This window comes from Bacillus sp. FSL M7-1345, from assembly GCF_038006985.1.
Taxonomy (GTDB): domain Bacteria; phylum Bacillota; class Bacilli; order Bacillales; family Bacillaceae_G; genus Bacillus_A; species Bacillus_A cereus_U.
In genome coordinates, this window is sequence record NZ_JBBOWG010000001.1 from 3,277,824 (window position 1) to 3,296,596 (window position 18,773).

Sequence of the window (18,773 nt, forward strand, 5' to 3'; positions counted from 1 at the left end):
CTCCCTTTTCTCATTTTATAGTGCTGCATTTACATCCAATCTTTCCTTTATTGAATAGTTCGTTTTTAACCAATGCGCGATATTTTCGATATCCGTTGAGAATATACGGTCATTTGTAATAGAAGGCACTTGCTGACGACCTTGATGATAGAACGTTTTTGTAACTGTACTCATGTTTTCAATCCCGCGATATTCTGCTGCTTGCATCGCACAGATCATCTCAATTGCAAGAACGCGTCTTGCATTTTGAATAATTTGATGCGCATGACGTGAAGCGATTGTTCCCATACTTACGTGATCTTCTTGGTTAGCTGACGACGGAATTGAATCTACACTCGCTGGATGAGCTAATGTTTTATTTTCTGAAACGAGTGAAGCCGCTGCATATTGCATAATCATGGCACCTGATTGAAGTCCTGGTTCTGGACTTAAAAATGGTGGTAAGTCATTTAATTGCGGATTTACTAGGCGTTCAATACGGCGCTCTGAAATATTTGCAAGCTCCGCCATCCCTACTTTTAAGAAGTCCATTGCAAATGCAATTGGTTGTCCGTGGAAATTACCACCAGAAATTACTTTTTCCCCGCCATCAAAAATAAGTGGATTATCTGTTGCTGCATTCATTTCAATTTCTAATTTTTCTTTCACATAATTTAAAACTTGCCAAGAAGCACCGTGAACTTGCGGGATACAACGAAGTGAATATGCATCTTGTACACGAAGTTCTCCTTGTTTTGTCACAAGTTTACTATCATGAAGAATATCACGAATTCTGCTTGCCACTTCCACTTGCTCTTTATAACCACGCGCTTTATGAACATTTTCATCGAATGCATCAATAATGCCGCGTAATCCTTCCATTGTCATCGATGCAATTAATTCTGATTGATAAGCACTTGCTTCAGCTTCTATATAAGAAAGAACCCCTTGCGCTGTCATCGCCTGCGTACCATTGATTAACGCAAGACCTTCTTTTGCTTCAAGTTCAATAGGTTCAAGTCCTTCTTCTGTAAGAGCAACCATCGCATGAACTCGTTTTCCTTTGTAGAACACTTCACCTTCACCTAATAAAACGAGAGCAAGATGAGATAAAGGTGCTAAATCACCGCTCGCTCCTAGTGATCCTTGTTGCGGAACGACTGGATGAATTTTACGATTTACAAACTCAAGAAGCATATTTACAACAAGTGGTCTAACACCCGATACTCCTTTTAACATCGTATTAGCTCGTAAAATTAACATACCGCGTGATACTTCTTCCGGGAATGGATCGCCTATTCCGCACGCATGTGACTGAATTAAATTATGCTGAAGTGCCTTTACATCATCTTTTTGAATAAGTACATCACTAAACTTTCCAAATCCAGTTGTAATACCATAAACGACTTTTCCGTCCTCTACGATTTTCTCAACTACTTCGCGGCACTCCGCTACCTTTTGCATACTATTTGGACAAGCTGTTACACCTTCACCTTCAAGTAACAACCTCTTCATTTCTTCAACTGTCAATGTATGTCCTGTTAACGTAATCATTCTTTTTCCTCCTTATAAAGGCAAAAGGGGACCTTATCTTTTTAAGACAGACTTCTGTCCTAAAAAATAAGGCCCCCTTCTAACTAATAGACTATGGGCAAATCATATGTGATTAATTCCTAAACCAATCGCCTCATGCTCAGATCCTTTTACAGGTGCACCAATCGTTCCATAAAGTGCAACAGCAACCCATTCGCCTTCTTTTTTTCCGTCGTATGGTGTACCGCGCACAATCGCAAAGCGAAGTCCTACTGTACGAAGAACGTCTGCTAACTGAATTTGACCTCTCGTCACTCCGTACAAAGCTTCCATAATTGCATGATAAAGTGCATGTGTTTCTCTGTAAACATCTGTTTCAATAACTCGGTTGCTCTTAGCCGCTGTTTCCATTGCTGCTACTACTTTTTGCGAATTCATAGAACCAACTTTCCCAGTACAATATTTCCAACCTTTTGGAATAGATAATACGGGACTTTCATTCTCATCCGCAAGTGCCAACAGCATAGCCATACGACCAATTCGATGTGTTCCTTGAAGAAGCATGTGACTCTCTCATTTCTTTTGAATTATTTGAATATTACTTAATTTAAGAATATATGAAAACGGTTAAATCGTCAATAGTTTAAAATATTATTCAAGCAATTTTTTATCCCTCTCATACTTGTACTTGTGTACACAATTTATTTACAGATTTTTTTCAGACGTGCTATAGTCTCACTAACAGATGCAAAGGGGCGAGATTTCAGTGGCGAAGCGAAAGGATATTCATTTTCGAATTGAAGAAAAATTACTTGCAAGGTTTGAATCGGCACTCCATTACGAAAGTTTAAATAAAACAGACGTATTAACACATGCGATTCAGCAATTTTGCATAAAGGTGGAATGTGAAAAAATGAATGATGTAAAACGCCAATACAACGTTAGTAACCATTTACAAACACGTATCGATACGCATACATATTTCGAAGAGAAACGAGTGAATGTAGATGAAATCGTCATTGAACATTTACAACTTCAAGGGAAAGAAAAAATATTAGAGGTCGGATGCGCTAACGGAAAATTCCTTTCCCTTTTGCAAACGAATGGTCATAAAGGACATCTAACTGGTTTTGATCAATCGGAAACTATGCTTTCTGAAGCTACAATAAAGAATAATATAATCGAATGGAAACTGGGTGATGCTAGTAAACTTCCTTTCGAAGCTAATTGTTATGATTGGGTAATCGCAAGGCATATGTTATACCACATGAAAGATGTCGAAAAAACAATTCAAGGATTCCATAAAGTAATTCGTCCCGGCGGCGCACTTTTAGCTACAACAAATTCTAAAGTTTCATTACCTCGTATAGATGAAATGTGTAACAAAATGTTAGTCGCATTTGATTTACCAAAAACATCACCGTCAGCAGCTCCATTTTGTTTAGAAAATGGTAAAGATCTATTACACTCTGTTTTTTCAACTGTTGAAGAAACAATTATTCATAATGCACTTGTTTTTCATCATGCCACTCCAATCATTAACTATATTTCTAGCATGTTTCCGTCGCTGAATATACCTGATAATATGTCCCTTCACACCGAAATGAAGGACTGGCTAAAAAAAGAAATAGATAATGAATTAACAATTCATGACGGTATATGGAGCGATCCGAAAACGTTAGTAATTTATCGATGTAAAAAGAAATAAGCTAGCATTCGCTAGCTTTTACACGTTTTCCGGTAAAAGATTCTCCATCATCATATTGCCCTTGCCACTATAAAAATTTATATTATGTTCATTCGCTACCCCAAAATAAGAGGCAATCGCTATTCCAAATGGTACAAATGCATGTCCTTGTGCTGTAATAATATTTGCGTGCTGTACAACTTCTTCATACACAAAATTTTCTACTGGAAAACAATCTAATTTTTGATAATCTATGGTCGCTGTATAAGAAATTTCTTTAAATAAACCTGCTCTTGCTAACGCATACGGTCCAGCACAAATCGCTGCCACTAATTTTTCTTGTTCAGAGAATTGACGAATAACTGAAAAAAGCAGTTCTGCCTCTTTCATATGTATTTCATCTCCACCTGGAATAAGAATCCCCTCATACTCTTCCACACGCACTTCATTTAATTCTATGTGCGGTTGTACTTGCAAGCCCGTTTCACTTATAACCATTTCTTTCGTTACACCCGCTGTAATAATCTCATATTTATTTTTCAGCAATGCCGTTGCTACCGTAATTTCAAACTCCGCAAATGTTGGGTATACGAATAATAATATTTTTTTCATAGTCCTTTCTCCTTTAGCCACCCTATAAAATATGCCTCTAATTCGTCCACTGCTAGTACATTAGTGTTCACATAAGTTATAGGAAATTGTTTATACCATTTCTTTTCGATTTCTACTAATTTAAATTGTTCATCAAATGTACTTCGATTTCTTGCCCTATCATTATTTTTTCTATCATACAAATTCTCTTTCGAAACATCTAAATAAAAAATTGCATCTGAACGACATTCTCTTAATTTATACAATTCATCTTTTAATTCTGTTTCTATATCCCACTCTTTCCCTATCATCTTCGGATAAAAAAGTGTATAAAATTCAATATCTTCTGGTCCGCGATCAAAAATTATGACTGAACTTTTCACATTTTGAAACTCTTTTATTTTTGCTTCAATAAACATTTTTTGATTTGTAATAAACCCCTCTTTTGAGTTCATATCTAAATACAATTCTTTTCTTTTTTCTACAATTGGATATGGATTTTCATATATAATTGAAAGCCCATATTGCTCTAACCTTTTTGCCAATGTTGTTTTTCCACTTGCCATCGGTCCTTGGAGTGAAATTACGTATGCCATCCTTCTCATTCCCTTACACTGTAATACATACATAAATAATATACAGAATTTTAAAAACTATCAACAAAATATATACTAGCTTGTTTCTTATTCTTATCTAACTTATAATAAAAAATAGAGACTATGACGGACGCATAAATAATGTAAGCTTGGAAATCCAAGCTTACATTATTTTTTGCTTCCACTTTTCTTATAAAAAGAGTATACTAACATGGAACGTATGTTCTTAATGATTACATACAGTAAGGGGATAGAACAATGGTATACGACACAAAAGCAATTTCTTGGAATGAATCTTTAAAACAACTTCAACGCCGCTATACAAATAAACAAGTTGACCGAAAAGAATTTGAAGATATCGAACTGATGGAATTCTTCCGCGATAACAACTACATTTCTTTACCTACACATATAAGCGGCCTATCAACAACACGTTTTACTTCTTACTCTATTTTCACAACCGAAGATAAAGATCGTAAAGTTGGCACACTTATCATTGAATACGTAGAAGATGACAATGATATTTTACGCGTTGAACAACTATACTTCGTTTAAATCACAACGCTTGGTCAAAATGACCAAGCGTTCTTGCTTTCTATGAATCTCACTGTTTATAATATGAATAAAAGAAAACCACAATCATTAAGGGGGGGTACGCTTGCTCGAAGGATGGTTCAGTTGGTTCATTGTATTATGGACTGTCATTTTATTAGGGCTTATGTCTATCGGTGGATACTTTATGTTCAGAAAATTTTTAAAACGATTACCAAAAGAAGACGGTATGTCTATTTTAGATTGGGAAGCACACTACATAAATAAAACGAGACATTTATGGGCTGACGAGCAAAAACAATTGTTAGAAGAGCTCGTAAGTCCTGTTCCAGAACTATTTCGCGATGTTGCTAAATCAAAAATTGCTGGCAAAATTGGAGAGCTTGCCTTACAAGAAAATGCCTCCCAAATTACACAAGATTTAATTATTAAAGGATATATTATTGCCACACCAAAGCGTGATCATAAATTTTTAGTTAAAAAATTGCAAGAAAAAGAGATTGATTATTCGAATTATAAAACTTTACTTGCAAAATAATCTTCATTTTTTATTTCCCTATTTTCGACAAGTTACGTTTTATACGTCGTGGTTGGGACAGAAGGTGCTAACAATACCAATAAAAAATACAGCGTCAAAGACGCTGTATTTTTTATTTTATACATATACAGTTTTAAGTTAGTTTCATATCTTTCTCATTATAAAAACCATCTTCTTTTTCCATTTCCTTCTGTAATTTCGTAAAGGAACGGTACATTGCAATTCTCCATGAAACAATCATTGCAAACGCAAGTAAGAAGAACATACCGCTAAGTTGTCCTAAATCAAGAGATTGGCTTAAGTATGTTTTAAACACGATACGCACTACAAGTAATCCAATTAAAATAAATACAAATGCTTTTGAACGCTTCAAATAAATCTCTTGTCCGCGTATTTCAAATTTAGATGTTTTAATAAGAAAAATGGAGAAAAATAGACCAACGACAATCGCTTCTAACATTTCTGCTGGAGTTAATCGAAAATCTGGAAAAACATACATCAATGCTCCTGTGCTCATAAAAAACGGTGGGAGTATAATTTTTTTCAATGTTGCAGGTTTCTTAGCTGCTTTTAAACGAATAAACATCGCACCGACAGCCATACAAACAGCAACGATACTTGATAACAAAACTATGTTCATATTTTCTCATCCTTTTTTGTGGCTATATGCAAAATATAATTTCATTATATGCTTTTCCGTTAGTATTTCCAACATTTTCACAGAATAATACTAAAAACCGGTAAATCCACCAAATAAACTTGAGAAATATACGATAATTTTCGTCATCCAATTAAAGTATAGGAAGATCCCCATAACGATCATTATGTATCCTCCGACTTTCATGAACGCCATACTATTTCTTTTAATCCAAGACATTTTCGTAATAAAGAATGAAAGTACGAAAAAGGGAATCGCAAATCCAAGTATGTAAGCAATCATATAAATCATTGCCGATTCTGGATTTGTTGCAGCTAATCCAATTACAGACACTAATATAGGCCCCGTACAAGGTGTCCATCCAGCGGCAAATGCTAATCCAATTAGAACTGAACCAAAATAACCACTCGGACGGTTTTTAAAAGTAAATTTACGATCTTGCATTAAAAACTTCGGCTTAAATACACCGACAATAATAAGACCGAACACGATGATAAATATACCACCTAGCTGTCTAATTAAATCTTTATAATCCGTAAAAATTCCTCCGATAAAACTTGTACCAAATCCAATTGCGATAAATATAATCGAAAATCCAAGTAAGAAAAACGCTGTATGTATCATACTTCTTTTGCGAAGCATTGCATTTTCTTCTTTCAATTCAGAAACCGACATACCTGTTATGTATGATAAAAATGCCGGATAAAGCGGTAAGCAACATGGGGATATAAATGATAAGAACCCAGCTCCAAACGCTAAAAAAATACTAATATCTTGCATTATTCCACTCCTCTCCTCCTCCATATTGTAGCAAAAACAATTGAAAATACTATGGACATTTCATGAATTCACTTTTCCAACGTGACAATAAGAAAAACTACCCTTCCACACAGTTTCTAATAAAACGTTTTCATTTCCTTCTATTATATAGAAAAATCTCAATTGAATTATGAAACTCTTTCTAATTGTTACTAACATAACAAAGGTTCCACAGTTTCTCAAATCATTAGCACATTACAATTAACTTCACACATATTAAGCCTAAAAAATTTTTTCAAATGCTGTCTTTATACAATGTAAAGCTGATTTTACAATACTTTAATTATTATTAATTTCAAGATTATGCATAAATATCATACTTTTATTATTATTCTATAAAATTTCGCACTTTTCTTTCATTTGACCCTTCATTTTTAATTTTGTATACTTCCCTCTAGTTATATATGTCCGTTACGGAACAATTTCATATAGATGGGAGGAATTTTTCATGCTTCGTTATTCTCTTTTAGTTTTATTAGGAGCGTGTAGTTATGGGGTTTTAGCTATTTTTGTTAAACTTGCATATGCAGAAGGATTTTCACTTGGAGAGGTAATTGGTAGCCAGTATTTGTTCGGTTGGATTATTTTACTTGCTATTACACTTCTATTTTCTAGACATCGTGTTCCACTAAAACAAATGTTAATTTTATTCGTCGCAGGTACGTCTGCAAGTTTTACTGGAATTTTTTATTACGCTTCTTTAAAAACTGTACCAGCTTCTATTGCAATTATACTTTTATTCCAATTCGTTTGGGTTGGAATTATTATTGAAGCAATTACAACGAAAACATTACCTTCAAGAGAAAAAGTTATTTCAGTAATCTTCTTACTTGCAGGTACATTTTTATCAAGTGGGTTATTAGAAACATCAGCTGGTGATTTCGATACGACTGGAATCATTTTAGGCTTATTATCTGCTATTACATTTGCAACATACATTTTCGTAAGTGGTAAAGTTGCCGTTGAAGTACCTTCGTTACCACGCGGTGTCCTTTTAATGGCTGGCGCTTTAACTTTAGTCATGATTGTATTCCCGCCAACATTTATTTTTAACGGAGCAATTTCTCAAGGCCTTTGGAAATACGGCTTAGGATTAGGAATATTTAGTATCGTTATTCCGTCCATTGCCTTTACAATCGGTATTCCAAAAATCGGATCTGGCTTAGCAACTATTCTTGGTGCAGCAGAACTGCCAGTTACAACAATTATGTCTGTATTCGTTTTAAAAGAAGCTGTACTATCTTCACAATGGGTCGGTGTATCACTTATTTTAATCGGTATTGCAATCCCGCAAATTGCATATGCAATGCGTGGACGTTATAAAAAACAGCATACTCATAAAAAAGTTGCAGCATAAACGAGAGAGGATTTTCATTTGAAAATCCTCTCTTTTATTATTGTGTTATATAATTAATACAAATATTTCACTTAAGAAAGAGGGGATAATAAGTGGCATCCATTCCAAATCAATTAACAGAAAAACTTATTTCTATTCGTCGCCATTTACACGAATACCCAGAACTATCGTACGAAGAATTTGAAACAACAAAAGCAATAAAAAATTGGTTAAAAGAAGCTAATATTACTATTATTGATTCCAGTTTAGAAACAGGAATTATCGCTGAAATTTCTGGTAATAAAAACGGACCGGTGGTAGCGCTTCGTGCTGATATCGATGCCCTTCCTATCCAAGAAGAAACAGACCTTCCATACACTTCAAAAATACAAGGTAAAATGCATGCTTGTGGGCATGATTTTCATACAGCTGCTATATTGGGTGCGGCTTACTTATTAAAAGAAAAAGAAGCTTCTCTTAACGGAACTGTGCGTTTTATATTCCAAGCTGCTGAAGAAAGTGGAAACGGAGCATGTAAAGTTGTTGAAGCTGGACATTTAAAGAATGTGCAAGCCGTTTTTGGTATGCATAATAAGCCCGATTTACCAGTAGGTACAATCGGTATTAAAGACGGTCCACTAATGGCTGGAGTAGATCGATTTGAAATTGAAATTCATGGTGTTGGAACACATGCAGCTGTGCCTGATGCCGGCGTCGATCCTATCGTTGCATCATCTCAAATCGTTATGGCACTTCAAACAATTGTAAGCCGAAATATTAGTTCTTCTCATAACGCTGTCGTAAGTGTAACAAACATTCATTCAGGGAATACGTGGAACGTTATTCCCGAAAAAGCAATATTAGAAGGAACTGTCCGTACATTCCAAGCTAAAACACGTGAAAAGATTCCGGCATTAATGGAACGTATCATTAAAGGCATTTCTGATGCACTAGGTGTAAAAACAGAATTTCGATTTTACCCAGGTCCTCCTGCTGTTCAAAACGATAAAGTACTCACTGATTTTTCTATTCAGATTGCAGAGAAAATGAATCTAAACGTTATCTCTCCTACACCATCAATGGCAGGAGAAGACTTTTCTTTTTACCAACAAGAAATACCAGGTTCATTCGTCTTTATGGGAACAAGCGGTACACATGAATGGCATCATCCAGCTTTTACAGTAGATGAAGAAGCATTACCTATTAGCGCGGAGTATTTCGCCTTATTAGCCGAAGAAGCTATTCATCAATTATCACAAACAAAAAGCCGTTAAGTTACCCTTAACGGCTTTTGCTTTTGCTTATGCTGTTAAATCTCGTTTTACAAATACAGTATAGGACACCCCTAAAAATACAGCTAAGTATAGAAGAAGCATACAAGAAGCGAATGGGAATGTTACTCCATCAATAAAGCTCCCGCCCTTTGAAAGCCCATATAAATCTGTATTCGCTGGTAATAAATATTTCGCCCATTCATATCTTGCTGCCGGAATTAGCGCTATTCCCCCTGATAATGCAAGAAATAGAGAAATCCCGATTGCACCTCCGCTCGATCTCGTTAAAACAGAAATCATAAATGCAAATGCAGCATACACCAGAGTTGGTAGCCACGATAAAATATAATATTTACTTGCTTCTACGAAAATATTTTGTTTTATTATATTTCCGTTTTGAACGACAAATTCAGTCCAAGCTGGTTGTTGGAATTTATAAATAATTAGCCCACATAATACGGAAAAAATCATATTAAATATAAATAATAATGCCGAAAATATAACGATTGCCAAAAACTTAGATGTTAAAATTTTAAATCGACTCGCCGGACGAATCGTTAAAAATTTATATGTTCCCCAGCTATATTCATTCGCAAAAATTGTACTCGCATATACGAGAATAAACGGAAGTAAAATAGGAAAAACAATAAAACCAGTATCTCTCATGAAAGAAAGTGGAGAACTACTTGCTGGCGCTGTATTCGTATCTAAATGCTTCATTTTAAGCTGGTATTCCTTTACAAGCTCGTCTCCTGACTTTTCTGTTAAAATATCCTCTTTTTTCATGCCGAGCTTTTTCTCAATTTCTACAGTGCGTTCTGTATAATCCGCTTTCCACCCTTTTGTTTCTGGCTCTAAATACTTTACCGTAACCCATCCTAACCCAATAATTAATACCGCAATAGCTGCAAAAGGAATAATCGTTCGCTTTCGCTTAAATATTTTATACAGCTCGTTATAAACTAAATTAAACAATATCTTTTCCCCCTGTTAATTCTAAAAACTGCTCTTCTAGCGTTTTTCTTTCTTCATATACACGATAAACTTGAATATTTTTCTCCATCAATGTACGAAGAATATTTGGAATTTCTTCATCTTTCACGTTTATAATTAATTCGTTTTCTTTTACTAAAACATCGTATTCTAAAACCTCTGCCGCTTTATTCGCATCATCTACACGGATATGTATTTCTTCTGTTTCTTCCTTTTGATCATTTTGAATATTTTGTGTTGCGACATATTCTCCGTGCTGAATAATAATAACCCTGTCACACATTAATTCAACTTCTGAGAGTAAGTGACTAGAGACAAGAACAGCTTTCCCTTGTTCATGTGCAATTTTCTTTATGTACATCCGCATTTCATGTATACCACTAGGATCTAATCCGTTCGTTGGTTCGTCTAGTATTAATACATCTGGATTATGTATAAGTGCCTGAGCAATTCCTAAACGTTGTCTCATACCGAGTGAATATGCTTTTACTTTACGGTCAATCACTTGTCCCATTCCTAATAGTCGCACAACTTCATCGATACGCTCTTCAGTTACATTTCCATTCATTCGTCCGAAATATGTTAAATTTTCATAGCCGCTTAAGAAAGGATAGAATTCTGGTGTCTCAATTACAGCGCCAATTTTCGCAGCAGTTTTTTCAAATTGCTGTTTTACAGATTGACCATCAATCCATACTTCTCCTTCTGTCATACGAATCATTCCGACCATCATTCGCATTAATGTCGTTTTTCCAGCACCATTTGGTCCTAATAAGCCAACTACTTCACCTTTTTTCACTTCAAAACTAATATTTTCTACTAACGTCTTTGAACCAATTCGCTTTGTTAATCGATCAACTTTTACGATTGCTTGCTCATTTATCATTCCATACAACCTTTCTTCTTAACTCTTTTTTTCAGTTCTTCCCACTGTATCATGATTAATAACATGTGTAAAATGAAGAAAAAGCCATGATTTCTCATGCCTTTTTCCTTGTTTCATATGACTTTTCACCCTTTAACCTTTGTATAAACCTACAACATTGCCACATTGATATTATAATGACGGTTATCATAACAACTGCTGTTACCATTATCGCATACGTCGTAATCGGTGCATTTGTTACTCCTTGGATTCCTACTGCTTTCATAAAAATAATAATAAATAATTTCAAAAATAACATACCATGAATTAATCCGAAAACGAAAGCTCCTCCGTAAATTAATAATTGCTCATGACACAATAAACATAACATTTCCTTTCTCGTCATATTCACTACTTCGTACGATTTAAACTCCTCTCTTCTTACCTGTAAAAAAGAGGCTGTCATTTTATAAGTAATGAAAATACATACAAAAACTACAAATAGAAACATAGCATAAAACCACTTTACAAATATAAGTGTATATCCCGCTTTATTTGTTACAACTTCATTGAATCGGAATGATATCATAAAAAAACAAATCATTGTATTCATAGCAATCCACGTAAATTGTTTTAACCTTTTGGTAGCAAATGTTTGTATATTTTTTCTCGCTAACCGACATAAAGACATAGATCCCTTCCCCTACCTTACTTCATAACATACGCATTCTATACTACTAGTATATAAAAATATGACATTTTAAACATCGCACTTCAATCGGAATCTTTACTAAGCCTTTAGTCCTAGAAATAAAACTATTTACATACTATAATTACAAAAAAAGGGAGGGGTTATATGCGTGTAAAATTACTGTTTATTCTTTCTTTGTTACTTTTCACTAGTTGTAGCCCACTAAAAAACAACGAAGACGCCACTGTTAAACCATACAAGTTAACAAAAGAACAATCTGATATTTTACAAATGACTCCTATACAAGAAGGAAATAGAATGTTTTATGATGTTACAGTCAAGAATAATAAAGATGAACTACATGCTACGATTGAATATTATCAAAATGGTAAAAAAGTGAAAGAGATTGCTAACATAGCTTCATCACATTTTTTAGAAAAGAAAATAAGGCTTTCTTTCATACCACCATATTTCCAATTTGATAAAGATGTACAAGAAAAAGGTCAATGGTACATTAATATCGAAGGTGGTTCAACACTTGTTCCTGCAGTAGCTCCTCCAAGCATAAATAGTTCTGCAACCACTACAATTCAATCTACTAAAAACGTAAAATACAATCAAAAAACGATTTTAGCCGCTGTAATAAAAACAAGTAAAGATACTTTAAGTGTTCCTAAAATTGATGAAGAACCAGGCATTGAGTTACTCTTAAAAGAAAACGAACACGTTTATCTATTTAGTATCGAGCTAAAAAAAGAAAAATAAAGAGGAAAGGCAACTCAAATGCCTTTCCTCTTTATTTTTTAACAAGGTGTACTTTTATATATATAAATTAAATCGCTTTTTCGTCACGATTACTACTCGTCCTTCTCATCTCCTATTTCTATTCGTTTCTTCTCTCTTGCAATTTTCAAAAACTCTAACAACTCTGGATTGTTATTCATTTTTTTATAAGCCACTGACATTTCTGCAACAAAATTAGAATCACATAACTCTTTATATACAACTTCTGTTTTATACAATTTATTTGCGGATACAGGTATTACTGTAATTCCAATACCTGCTGCTACAAGCCCCATGACAGTTTGATACTCCGTTGCTTCTTGTACAATATGCGGACTAAAACCTACATCGCGGCAAAGCGATAAAATTGTATCGTATAACGCTGGCCATACTGGTCTCGTAATAAATACGAAAGGTTCATCCCTTAAATCTTCGATATGTAGTTCGTCCTTTTCAGCAAGTGGATGTGCCTTCGGTAAACATAACGTACACGAAAGTTTTTGAATTGGTTCTAACTCAAGTAATTGCGTTGGAATTGGCGGACGTAAAAATCCAATATCAATTCGATTATCATGAAGTGCATGCACCTGATCCGGTGTTGACAATTCATGTAATGCAACAGACACTCTTGGAAATTTCTTTCTATACTCCCTGACGATTGACGGTAAAATATCATAAATCGCCGCACCTACAAAACCAATTGAAAGTGATCCCACTTCTCCCCTTTGAGCACTTTGTGCGACTTCTACTGCTTTTTCAATTTGTTCAAATGCTTTTTTTACTTCTTTTAAAAACATTTCTCCCGCTTCTGTTAATTCAACCTTTCTCTTCGTTCTTGAAAATAACATAACTCCCATTTCTTTTTCTAATTGCTGAATTTGTTGACTAAGCGGTGGTTGTGTCATTTGTAGACGAGCAGCCGCTCGTCCAAAGTGCAATTCCTCTGCCACTACAACAAAATATTGCAAATGCCGTAATTCCATTTTGGACACCCTTTTCATTTTCGATTAATACATCTAATATATTAATAACATATAATTTATATATTAGACAAATATTTCGAATGAACGTATAGTAGAAATTGCGAATTATTTTTTACAATTTTTATGTAAAAAAACAAAAAGGTGGTTACTGTATGAAATGGTGGAAGTTAAGCGGACAAATTTTATTATTATTTTGTTTCGCTTGGACAGGTGAATGGATTTCAAAACAGGCACACCTCCCAGTTCCAGGAAGTATAATCGGTATTTTTTTATTATTAATCTCATTAAAATTTAACATAGTGAAAAAAGAATGGATACAAGACGGTGCAGACTTTTTATTAAAAGAACTTATTTTATTTTTCATCCCTTCTGCAGTCGCTGTCATTCGTTACAAAGATACATTATCACAATATGGAATCGATCTCATTTTAATTATCGTGATTAGTACACTTTGTGTCACTCTCGTAACAGGACTTTTAACAGAATTGCTATTAAAGCGGAAAGGATCCACACAATGATCGGCTTTCTTTGTTTACTATTAACACTATTCACATATTGGGTATCTAAAAAAATGTATCAACGCTGGAATTGGAGTTTGCTTTCTCCCCTTCTTGTATGCCCAATCATTTTAATTGCTTTATTACTTGGATTAGATACACCATACGAAACCTACGAATCTGGTAGTCATTGGCTAACAGAATTATTAAAACCTGCTACAGTTGCTTTCGCATGGCCAATCTATAAACACTTTAATTTATTAAAAAAACATGGAACGGCCATTTTAATTAATGTCATTGTTGGTTCATTTCTATCGGTTATTACTTCCGCACTATTAGCTGATTTTTTTCAAATTGACTCTACAATAGAACAAAGTTTAGCACCGCACATTGTAACAACACCTATTGCAATGGCTATTTCAGAAATGATTGGCGGCATGTCACAATTAACAGCCGTTTTCGTCGTATTAACTGCCTTAACTGGAGCATTACTCGGTCCTACGCTCATACGCATATGCCGTATTAAAACAGCGCTCGCAAAAGGGATAATGCTAGGTACTAGCGCGAATGGAACCGGAACATCAAAAGCATTTGAAATCGGTCCTGTAGAAGGTACAATTGCAAGTTTATCAATGCTTTTAACAGCTGGAGCTAGTTTAGTTATCGTTCCGCTTTTCTTATCTTGGATACAATAAAAAAGAAAGTGTTTAAACACTTCTTTTTTATTTGTATATTTATATAATAGATCATAGCCTTCCGGAAACGATAAAGATAATTTTTTCACTTCATCTATTTCATGTATTAACTCATCAGGGGCTTGTATTTTCATGTTACCGCCTATTAACTTTACCATATAGTAATACACATGAACTGGTACCCCATATGTTATCCCCGTTTCTTCCCATACTTCACGAACACAACACCCTTCAAGCTCTTCTCCCTCTTCTTGTCCTCCGCTCGGCACAGACCATCGCTTCTCTTCATTTACTTTTCCTTGTAATACCACTAGAAATTCATTCTTTTCATTCATACATATAGCTGCCGTACCAATCCATCTTTTCATCCTATCTCCCCATACTAAATTTCTATCTTTTTTATATTTATCCTTGAAAAAAGAGGAAAAAAGTAAAAAGATGACGAAAGTTTACATCAACTTCATGAGCAGTCCCTTCTTAGAAATTCAATATGGAAGGATGAAATTATGATTTCTAAATATGTTGTGGAGTGTGTCTTTTGTGAAGAAAACCGAAAACCTCGGCAAGCCATTGTCACAGTGCCTGCTACTTCTCAGCTACTAGCAATCCAAAAAGTACGGGCTGAATGCAAACGCCGCTTTGGAAAAACTTTATTATTGCAAACAGAAATTAAAGAAGAATTACTCTTTGAACAAAAAGAAAGCTGACCATAAATTGGCCAGCTTTCTTATCCGATCATATTTTCACATGAAGATTAGGGGCATCCTCTTTAAGGATCGGGATTTACCCATTATGTGCGTTCCATAATGGTCATCGAACAATATATTTCTATACAATAAACTATTGAATAGAATAGGGCAAAACTTGTTCGCATTTTTAGAAAAGGGATAGGGATATAATTCAAGTAATACTTCGAATACTCGAACTTTACACTTATTATATTAAAGCAAATCTTTTTATATGGGAAATATGAATTACTTACATAATTCATTCGTAAAATATATTAATATGTTTCTATATATTCTCTTTAATCTACTAACAACATACATCCAGCTAATATTGGTGTCATAATCATCGAAAACCTTAGAAGCATGCGAGGTGCATAATTTGTAAACTTAGCTCCTATATATGCGCCTAACATTGTCCCGATTAAAACTTGTACTAATAATACATAATCTAAATACCCTTCCGAACTATATCCAAGCCCACCTCCAATTGCGATTGGTAATATAACGAGCATTGTCGTCCCTACAGATTGACGGATCGTTAAACCTAATAGAACCATTAACCCGAGTTGGATAAAGGGTGCTGAACCAATCCCAAACGAACCAGCTAAAATTCCAGTAACCAGTCCGAGACATATACATTTAATCAAGTTATCCTTCGTAAGTTCTTTTCCCTCTTTTAAAGACGACTGCTCCCTGTTTTGAAACATAATCAATCGAATAAACATAAAAATTGCAGATAAAAATAACATACCCGCTGTAAACCAATGCAACAGATGTGCTGGTATTAGCGAACCAAACTTTGAACCAATAAAGGAACCAATTGCTCCAAATCCCCCAACAATCCCACCTATTACAAACACAACATTCCCTTCTCGGTAATGACTTACTACTCCAGATAATGTTGTAAATGCCATAGCAGTTAAAGATGTTGCAAGCGCAACATGAATAGGGATATGGAATACTAGAGTGAGTATCGCGATGATAAATCCTGCTCCTCCTGCTCCGACAAATCCTAATAAAACTCCCATTAATAACATTGTTATAATAATTGCCACATACTCCCCCTCCAATACCCCAATTATCTATCATATGCGCACTTCTATACAAACAAAAAGCACCCTAAATGGATGCTCTTTCTACTTTTCTATATTGATAATATGTACTTACTCTTGATTAATCAAAATAACAGCAGGACCAGAAACAACTACTCCGGCCACTTCTATCTTTTCAAATTCCATCACTGTAATAGATATAACTCCTTCTCTTTCCATCAATTCCTTACTCAGGACTTCAGTCGGTATTGATTTCACCGTCCTACCTCCTTTTCATTTTATACAAAATTACAAAAACTACCCAATGCCTCTAAATATATGCATCACCTCCACTTTCATTCCTTATTCCAGTCAAAATTCACATCCCCTTTCTATAACATATTGAAAAATAAAAAGCACTCGCCAAAGCGAATGCCTTTCCATTATTTACTCTCTATTACTTTTAACATTCTATTAATAAATGCTGCCGATTCCCCACGTGTTGCAGAACCTTTTGGCATAAACTCATTATTCTCATTCCCTTTTACGATACCTAACCCATAAACACGTTGAACCATATCAATAACGAAAATAAACGCAATGTACATTAATATATACAAACAAAAATAAATGTACAACATTCCCCACAATATAGCGCTTTTACCTTTCCAAATAACACCTTCTTTATCCCACTATTTGCGGACAGTTAGACTCCCACCTCAAAATTCGGCTGTACAGGGTAGGAGCCGGGTTGCCCATAAAACCCTACTGATTAAAATTTTACTTTATTTTCACTTGGCAACATAATTCATCTGACCAATCATATCTTTAATCTTTTGTAGTTCTCGTGCTGTATATATTACTTTACTTGTTAAAACTTCATTTCTGAAAAACGTTACAATTTCCTCTCTATCTTTAAATCTCGGCAATTCTTCATTAGAAAGATCAATAACTTCTTTTCCACTTTCATTTTCAAAATATACAATCGGTTTTACTTTTTCCTTTACAATATCTACTTGCATTTCTTCCAAACAATTATATAAAGTTTGAGATAGTATTTTCGCTTTATACGCTGGATTCCCTTCATTTCTTACTTGCATAGTTAATGAAGTTCCCTCCGTAATAAATTCAAACGTCTCTTCTTTTTCAATTTCATGTTGATACTTACCAATTTCCTCCATCATAAATGAACATACACCAGCATTTTCTCTCGTTAAACCATGAATTAATGTCCCCGTCCATTCTTTCGTCTCAAGTAGATAAATGCCAGTTTTACATAAGATGAGGTGATGGATTCGATTATCATTTATGTCACGTTTATCTCTATATTTATTGCGTATCATAAAAACGTTCGGTATAATATGAAACTCTTCTTCTAGTATTATTCCTTGCTCAACGAAACCTCGCTTCATATAATGTAATGTTTCATGCGCATTCACTTCAGCACCATTTTTGGTATATTCTCGTAAATCCGCAATTAAATTTTGAAACATATGTATTTCACTACTATGCTTATCTTGCATTTCACTACGTTCTTTACTATGTTGAACAGCCAATTGATTTTTCATCATACGCATATTTTCAAGTTCTCTAGCTGTATTCACTTGTAAATCATTATATTTTTTCTGTTCCATATTCTTTAAAGTATCCTGTTGTTCTTTATGCCCTGTAATCGTAGCTGCAATCTCATTTTCATACGTTTCAATCGCTTGTTTTTTTTCAAACTCTACTTGCTGACTCTCTGATTCTAACTGTTTATTTTTATAAAACAGTACAAACACTACAGCTAATAATATTAAAATCCCACCTATTAGCACATACTCCATATTATTACTCCTTTATTTCATTTCCGATTATTTTTAAACATATATCAAATACATTATACTATGTTATCAATATATACTTTGTAAAAATTATATATTTTTCATAAAAAAGCACCTTAAG

23 protein-coding genes and 2 pseudogenes are annotated in these 18,773 nt (G+C 34.4%); 9 read left to right on the plus strand and 16 right to left on the minus strand.

From position 1 onward, the window contains the following. Positions 1-15: 15 nt before the first annotated feature. Together hutH and hutP are read right to left on the minus strand one after the other, a co-directional pair. Positions 16-1,533, minus strand: a complete 1,518-nt coding sequence (gene hutH, locus MHB76_RS17070; RefSeq protein ID WP_002066582.1) for a histidine ammonia-lyase — start codon at positions 1,531-1,533, stop codon at positions 16-18. Positions 1,534-1,635: 102 nt separating this feature from the next. Beyond that, positions 1,636-2,076: a hut operon transcriptional regulator HutP gene (hutP, locus tag MHB76_RS17075; RefSeq protein ID WP_000926519.1), complete on the minus strand. Its 441-nt coding sequence runs from the start codon at positions 2,074-2,076 to the stop codon at positions 1,636-1,638. 202 nt (positions 2,077-2,278) lie between these two features. Between hutP and MHB76_RS17080 the strand changes: the two genes are divergently transcribed. Further along, positions 2,279-3,220 (plus strand): class I SAM-dependent methyltransferase, encoded by a 942-nt coding sequence (locus tag MHB76_RS17080; protein ID WP_016105849.1) that lies wholly within the window; start codon positions 2,279-2,281, stop codon positions 3,218-3,220. A gap of 18 nt (positions 3,221-3,238) precedes the next feature. Here the strand turns inward: MHB76_RS17080 and MHB76_RS17085 are convergent, their stop codons facing one another. After that, complete coding sequence (locus MHB76_RS17085) at positions 3,239-3,811, minus strand: DJ-1/PfpI family protein (protein ID WP_016105850.1); 573 nt, start codon at positions 3,809-3,811, stop codon at positions 3,239-3,241. Further along, on the minus strand, positions 3,808-4,386 hold the full coding sequence (locus tag MHB76_RS17090) for an AAA family ATPase (protein WP_078174972.1): 579 nt from the start codon (positions 4,384-4,386) through the stop codon (positions 3,808-3,810). The genes MHB76_RS17085 and MHB76_RS17090 overlap by 4 nt, the downstream gene beginning before the upstream one ends. Before the next feature lie 258 nt (positions 4,387-4,644). Here MHB76_RS17090 and MHB76_RS17095 point away from each other — a divergent pair, with 258 nt between their 5' ends. Together MHB76_RS17095 and MHB76_RS17100 are read left to right on the plus strand one after the other, a co-directional pair. Next, the gene (locus MHB76_RS17095; RefSeq protein ID WP_002199653.1) at positions 4,645-4,941 is read left to right on the plus strand and encodes a hypothetical protein; all 297 of its coding nucleotides are present in this window, start codon (positions 4,645-4,647) and stop codon (positions 4,939-4,941) included. 103 nt (positions 4,942-5,044) lie between these two features. Then, a complete protein-coding gene (locus tag MHB76_RS17100; RefSeq protein WP_002121475.1) occupies positions 5,045-5,476 on the plus strand; it encodes a DUF2621 domain-containing protein in 432 nt (143 codons plus the stop codon). A 133-nt stretch (positions 5,477-5,609) separates the two neighbouring features. On the opposite strand, the gene MHB76_RS17105 is transcribed toward MHB76_RS17100, so the two are convergent. The 3 genes from MHB76_RS17105 to MHB76_RS17115 all read right to left on the minus strand — a co-directional run bounded on the left by MHB76_RS17105 (position 5,610) and on the right by MHB76_RS17115 (position 7,082). Further along, complete coding sequence (locus MHB76_RS17105; RefSeq protein ID WP_002111187.1) at positions 5,610-6,116, minus strand: CcdC family protein; 507 nt, start codon at positions 6,114-6,116, stop codon at positions 5,610-5,612. A gap of 90 nt (positions 6,117-6,206) precedes the next feature. Beyond that, positions 6,207-6,914 carry a cytochrome c-type biogenesis protein CcdA gene (gene ccdA / locus MHB76_RS17110; RefSeq protein WP_001152675.1) on the minus strand — a complete coding sequence of 236 codons (708 nt, stop codon included), beginning with the start codon at positions 6,912-6,914 and terminating at the stop codon, positions 6,207-6,209. Between the two features lie 60 nt (positions 6,915-6,974). After that, a complete protein-coding gene (locus MHB76_RS17115; RefSeq protein ID WP_340988204.1) occupies positions 6,975-7,082 on the minus strand; it encodes a peptidase T in 108 nt (35 codons plus the stop codon). 319 nt (positions 7,083-7,401) lie between these two features. Between MHB76_RS17115 and MHB76_RS17120 the strand changes: the two genes are divergently transcribed. Both MHB76_RS17120 and MHB76_RS17125 read left to right on the plus strand, forming a co-directional pair. Continuing rightward, the gene (locus MHB76_RS17120; protein ID WP_002111188.1) at positions 7,402-8,310 is read left to right on the plus strand and encodes an EamA family transporter; all 909 of its coding nucleotides are present in this window, start codon (positions 7,402-7,404) and stop codon (positions 8,308-8,310) included. A gap of 92 nt (positions 8,311-8,402) precedes the next feature. Next, positions 8,403-9,563 (plus strand): M20 peptidase aminoacylase family protein, encoded by a 1,161-nt coding sequence (locus tag MHB76_RS17125; RefSeq protein WP_002111189.1) that lies wholly within the window; start codon positions 8,403-8,405, stop codon positions 9,561-9,563. Positions 9,564-9,590: 27 nt separating this feature from the next. Here the strand turns inward: MHB76_RS17125 and MHB76_RS17130 are convergent, their stop codons facing one another. From MHB76_RS17130 to MHB76_RS17140, 3 genes are all read right to left on the minus strand, one after another. Next, on the minus strand, positions 9,591-10,538 hold the full coding sequence (locus MHB76_RS17130; protein WP_078174974.1) for an ABC transporter permease: 948 nt from the start codon (positions 10,536-10,538) through the stop codon (positions 9,591-9,593). Next, complete coding sequence (locus tag MHB76_RS17135; protein WP_002111191.1) at positions 10,531-11,442, minus strand: ABC transporter ATP-binding protein; 912 nt, start codon at positions 11,440-11,442, stop codon at positions 10,531-10,533. Before MHB76_RS17135 ends, MHB76_RS17130 begins: the two co-directional genes overlap by 8 nt. A 94-nt stretch (positions 11,443-11,536) precedes the next feature. Next, a complete protein-coding gene (locus MHB76_RS17140; protein ID WP_078174975.1) occupies positions 11,537-12,112 on the minus strand; it encodes an FtsX-like permease family protein in 576 nt (191 codons plus the stop codon). A 165-nt stretch (positions 12,113-12,277) separates the two neighbouring features. Between MHB76_RS17140 and MHB76_RS17145 the strand changes: the two genes are divergently transcribed. After that, a complete protein-coding gene (locus MHB76_RS17145) occupies positions 12,278-12,877 on the plus strand; it encodes a histidine kinase (protein ID WP_078174976.1) in 600 nt (199 codons plus the stop codon). Between the two features lie 92 nt (positions 12,878-12,969). Here the strand turns inward: MHB76_RS17145 and alsR are convergent, their stop codons facing one another. Then, on the minus strand, positions 12,970-13,878 hold the full coding sequence (alsR, locus tag MHB76_RS17150) for an acetoin biosynthesis transcriptional regulator AlsR (protein ID WP_078174977.1): 909 nt from the start codon (positions 13,876-13,878) through the stop codon (positions 12,970-12,972). Between the two features lie 152 nt (positions 13,879-14,030). Between alsR and MHB76_RS17155 the strand changes: the two genes are divergently transcribed. Both MHB76_RS17155 and MHB76_RS17160 read left to right on the plus strand, forming a co-directional pair. Then, a complete protein-coding gene (locus MHB76_RS17155) occupies positions 14,031-14,396 on the plus strand; it encodes a CidA/LrgA family holin-like protein (RefSeq protein WP_002111194.1) in 366 nt (121 codons plus the stop codon). Further along, on the plus strand, positions 14,393-15,070 hold the full coding sequence (locus MHB76_RS17160; RefSeq protein ID WP_002111197.1) for an LrgB family protein: 678 nt from the start codon (positions 14,393-14,395) through the stop codon (positions 15,068-15,070). The genes MHB76_RS17155 and MHB76_RS17160 overlap by 4 nt, the downstream gene beginning before the upstream one ends. A gap of 23 nt (positions 15,071-15,093) precedes the next feature. Here the strand turns inward: MHB76_RS17160 and MHB76_RS17165 are convergent. Next, positions 15,094-15,438, minus strand: a pseudogene (locus tag MHB76_RS17165) (NUDIX hydrolase); the annotation flags it as partial. A 138-nt stretch (positions 15,439-15,576) separates the two neighbouring features. Between MHB76_RS17165 and MHB76_RS17170 the strand changes: the two are divergent. Next, a complete protein-coding gene (locus MHB76_RS17170) occupies positions 15,577-15,777 on the plus strand; it encodes a DUF3903 domain-containing protein (protein WP_002121502.1) in 201 nt (66 codons plus the stop codon). Between the two features lie 320 nt (positions 15,778-16,097). On the opposite strand, the gene MHB76_RS17175 is transcribed toward MHB76_RS17170, so the two are convergent. From MHB76_RS17175 to MHB76_RS17190, 4 genes and pseudogenes are all read right to left on the minus strand, one after another. Continuing rightward, on the minus strand, positions 16,098-16,853 hold the full coding sequence (locus MHB76_RS17175) for a sulfite exporter TauE/SafE family protein (protein WP_002160876.1): 756 nt from the start codon (positions 16,851-16,853) through the stop codon (positions 16,098-16,100). A 108-nt stretch (positions 16,854-16,961) separates the two neighbouring features. Further along, positions 16,962-17,108: a BC1881 family protein gene (locus MHB76_RS17180; protein ID WP_000836278.1), complete on the minus strand. Its 147-nt coding sequence runs from the start codon at positions 17,106-17,108 to the stop codon at positions 16,962-16,964. Between the two features lie 164 nt (positions 17,109-17,272). Beyond that, positions 17,273-17,404: pseudogene (locus MHB76_RS17185) on the minus strand (S-layer homology domain-containing protein); the annotation flags it as partial. A gap of 216 nt (positions 17,405-17,620) precedes the next feature. After that, positions 17,621-18,655: a nuclease-related domain-containing protein gene (locus MHB76_RS17190; RefSeq protein WP_078174980.1), complete on the minus strand. Its 1,035-nt coding sequence runs from the start codon at positions 18,653-18,655 to the stop codon at positions 17,621-17,623. Positions 18,656-18,773: the final 118 nt, after the last annotated feature.

Coding starts and splice junctions, on each gene's coding strand:
- hutH (WP_002066582.1), bottom strand. CDS start 1,533: ATGATTACGTTAACAGGACATACATTGACAGTTGAAGAAATGAAGAGG.
- hutP (WP_000926519.1), bottom strand. CDS start 2,076: ATGCTTCTTCAAGGAACACATCGAATTGGTCGTATGGCTATGCTGTTG.
- MHB76_RS17085 (WP_016105850.1), bottom strand. CDS start 3,811: ATGAAAAAAATATTATTATTCGTATACCCAACATTTGCGGAGTTTGAA.
- MHB76_RS17090 (WP_078174972.1), bottom strand. CDS start 4,386: ATGGCATACGTAATTTCACTCCAAGGACCGATGGCAAGTGGAAAAACA.
- MHB76_RS17095 (WP_002199653.1), top strand. CDS start 4,645: ATGGTATACGACACAAAAGCAATTTCTTGGAATGAATCTTTAAAACAA.
- MHB76_RS17105 (WP_002111187.1), bottom strand. CDS start 6,116: ATGAACATAGTTTTGTTATCAAGTATCGTTGCTGTTTGTATGGCTGTC.
- ccdA (WP_001152675.1), bottom strand. CDS start 6,914: ATGCAAGATATTAGTATTTTTTTAGCGTTTGGAGCTGGGTTCTTATCA.
- MHB76_RS17120 (WP_002111188.1), top strand. CDS start 7,402: ATGCTTCGTTATTCTCTTTTAGTTTTATTAGGAGCGTGTAGTTATGGG.
- MHB76_RS17135 (WP_002111191.1), bottom strand. CDS start 11,442: ATGATAAATGAGCAAGCAATCGTAAAAGTTGATCGATTAACAAAGCGA.
- MHB76_RS17140 (WP_078174975.1), bottom strand. CDS start 12,112: ATGTCTTTATGTCGGTTAGCGAGAAAAAATATACAAACATTTGCTACC.
- MHB76_RS17145 (WP_078174976.1), top strand. CDS start 12,278: ATGCGTGTAAAATTACTGTTTATTCTTTCTTTGTTACTTTTCACTAGT.
- alsR (WP_078174977.1), bottom strand. CDS start 13,878: ATGGAATTACGGCATTTGCAATATTTTGTTGTAGTGGCAGAGGAATTG.
- MHB76_RS17155 (WP_002111194.1), top strand. CDS start 14,031: ATGAAATGGTGGAAGTTAAGCGGACAAATTTTATTATTATTTTGTTTC.
- MHB76_RS17160 (WP_002111197.1), top strand. CDS start 14,393: ATGATCGGCTTTCTTTGTTTACTATTAACACTATTCACATATTGGGTA.
- MHB76_RS17170 (WP_002121502.1), top strand. CDS start 15,577: ATGATTTCTAAATATGTTGTGGAGTGTGTCTTTTGTGAAGAAAACCGA.
- MHB76_RS17190 (WP_078174980.1), bottom strand. CDS start 18,655: ATGGAGTATGTGCTAATAGGTGGGATTTTAATATTATTAGCTGTAGTG.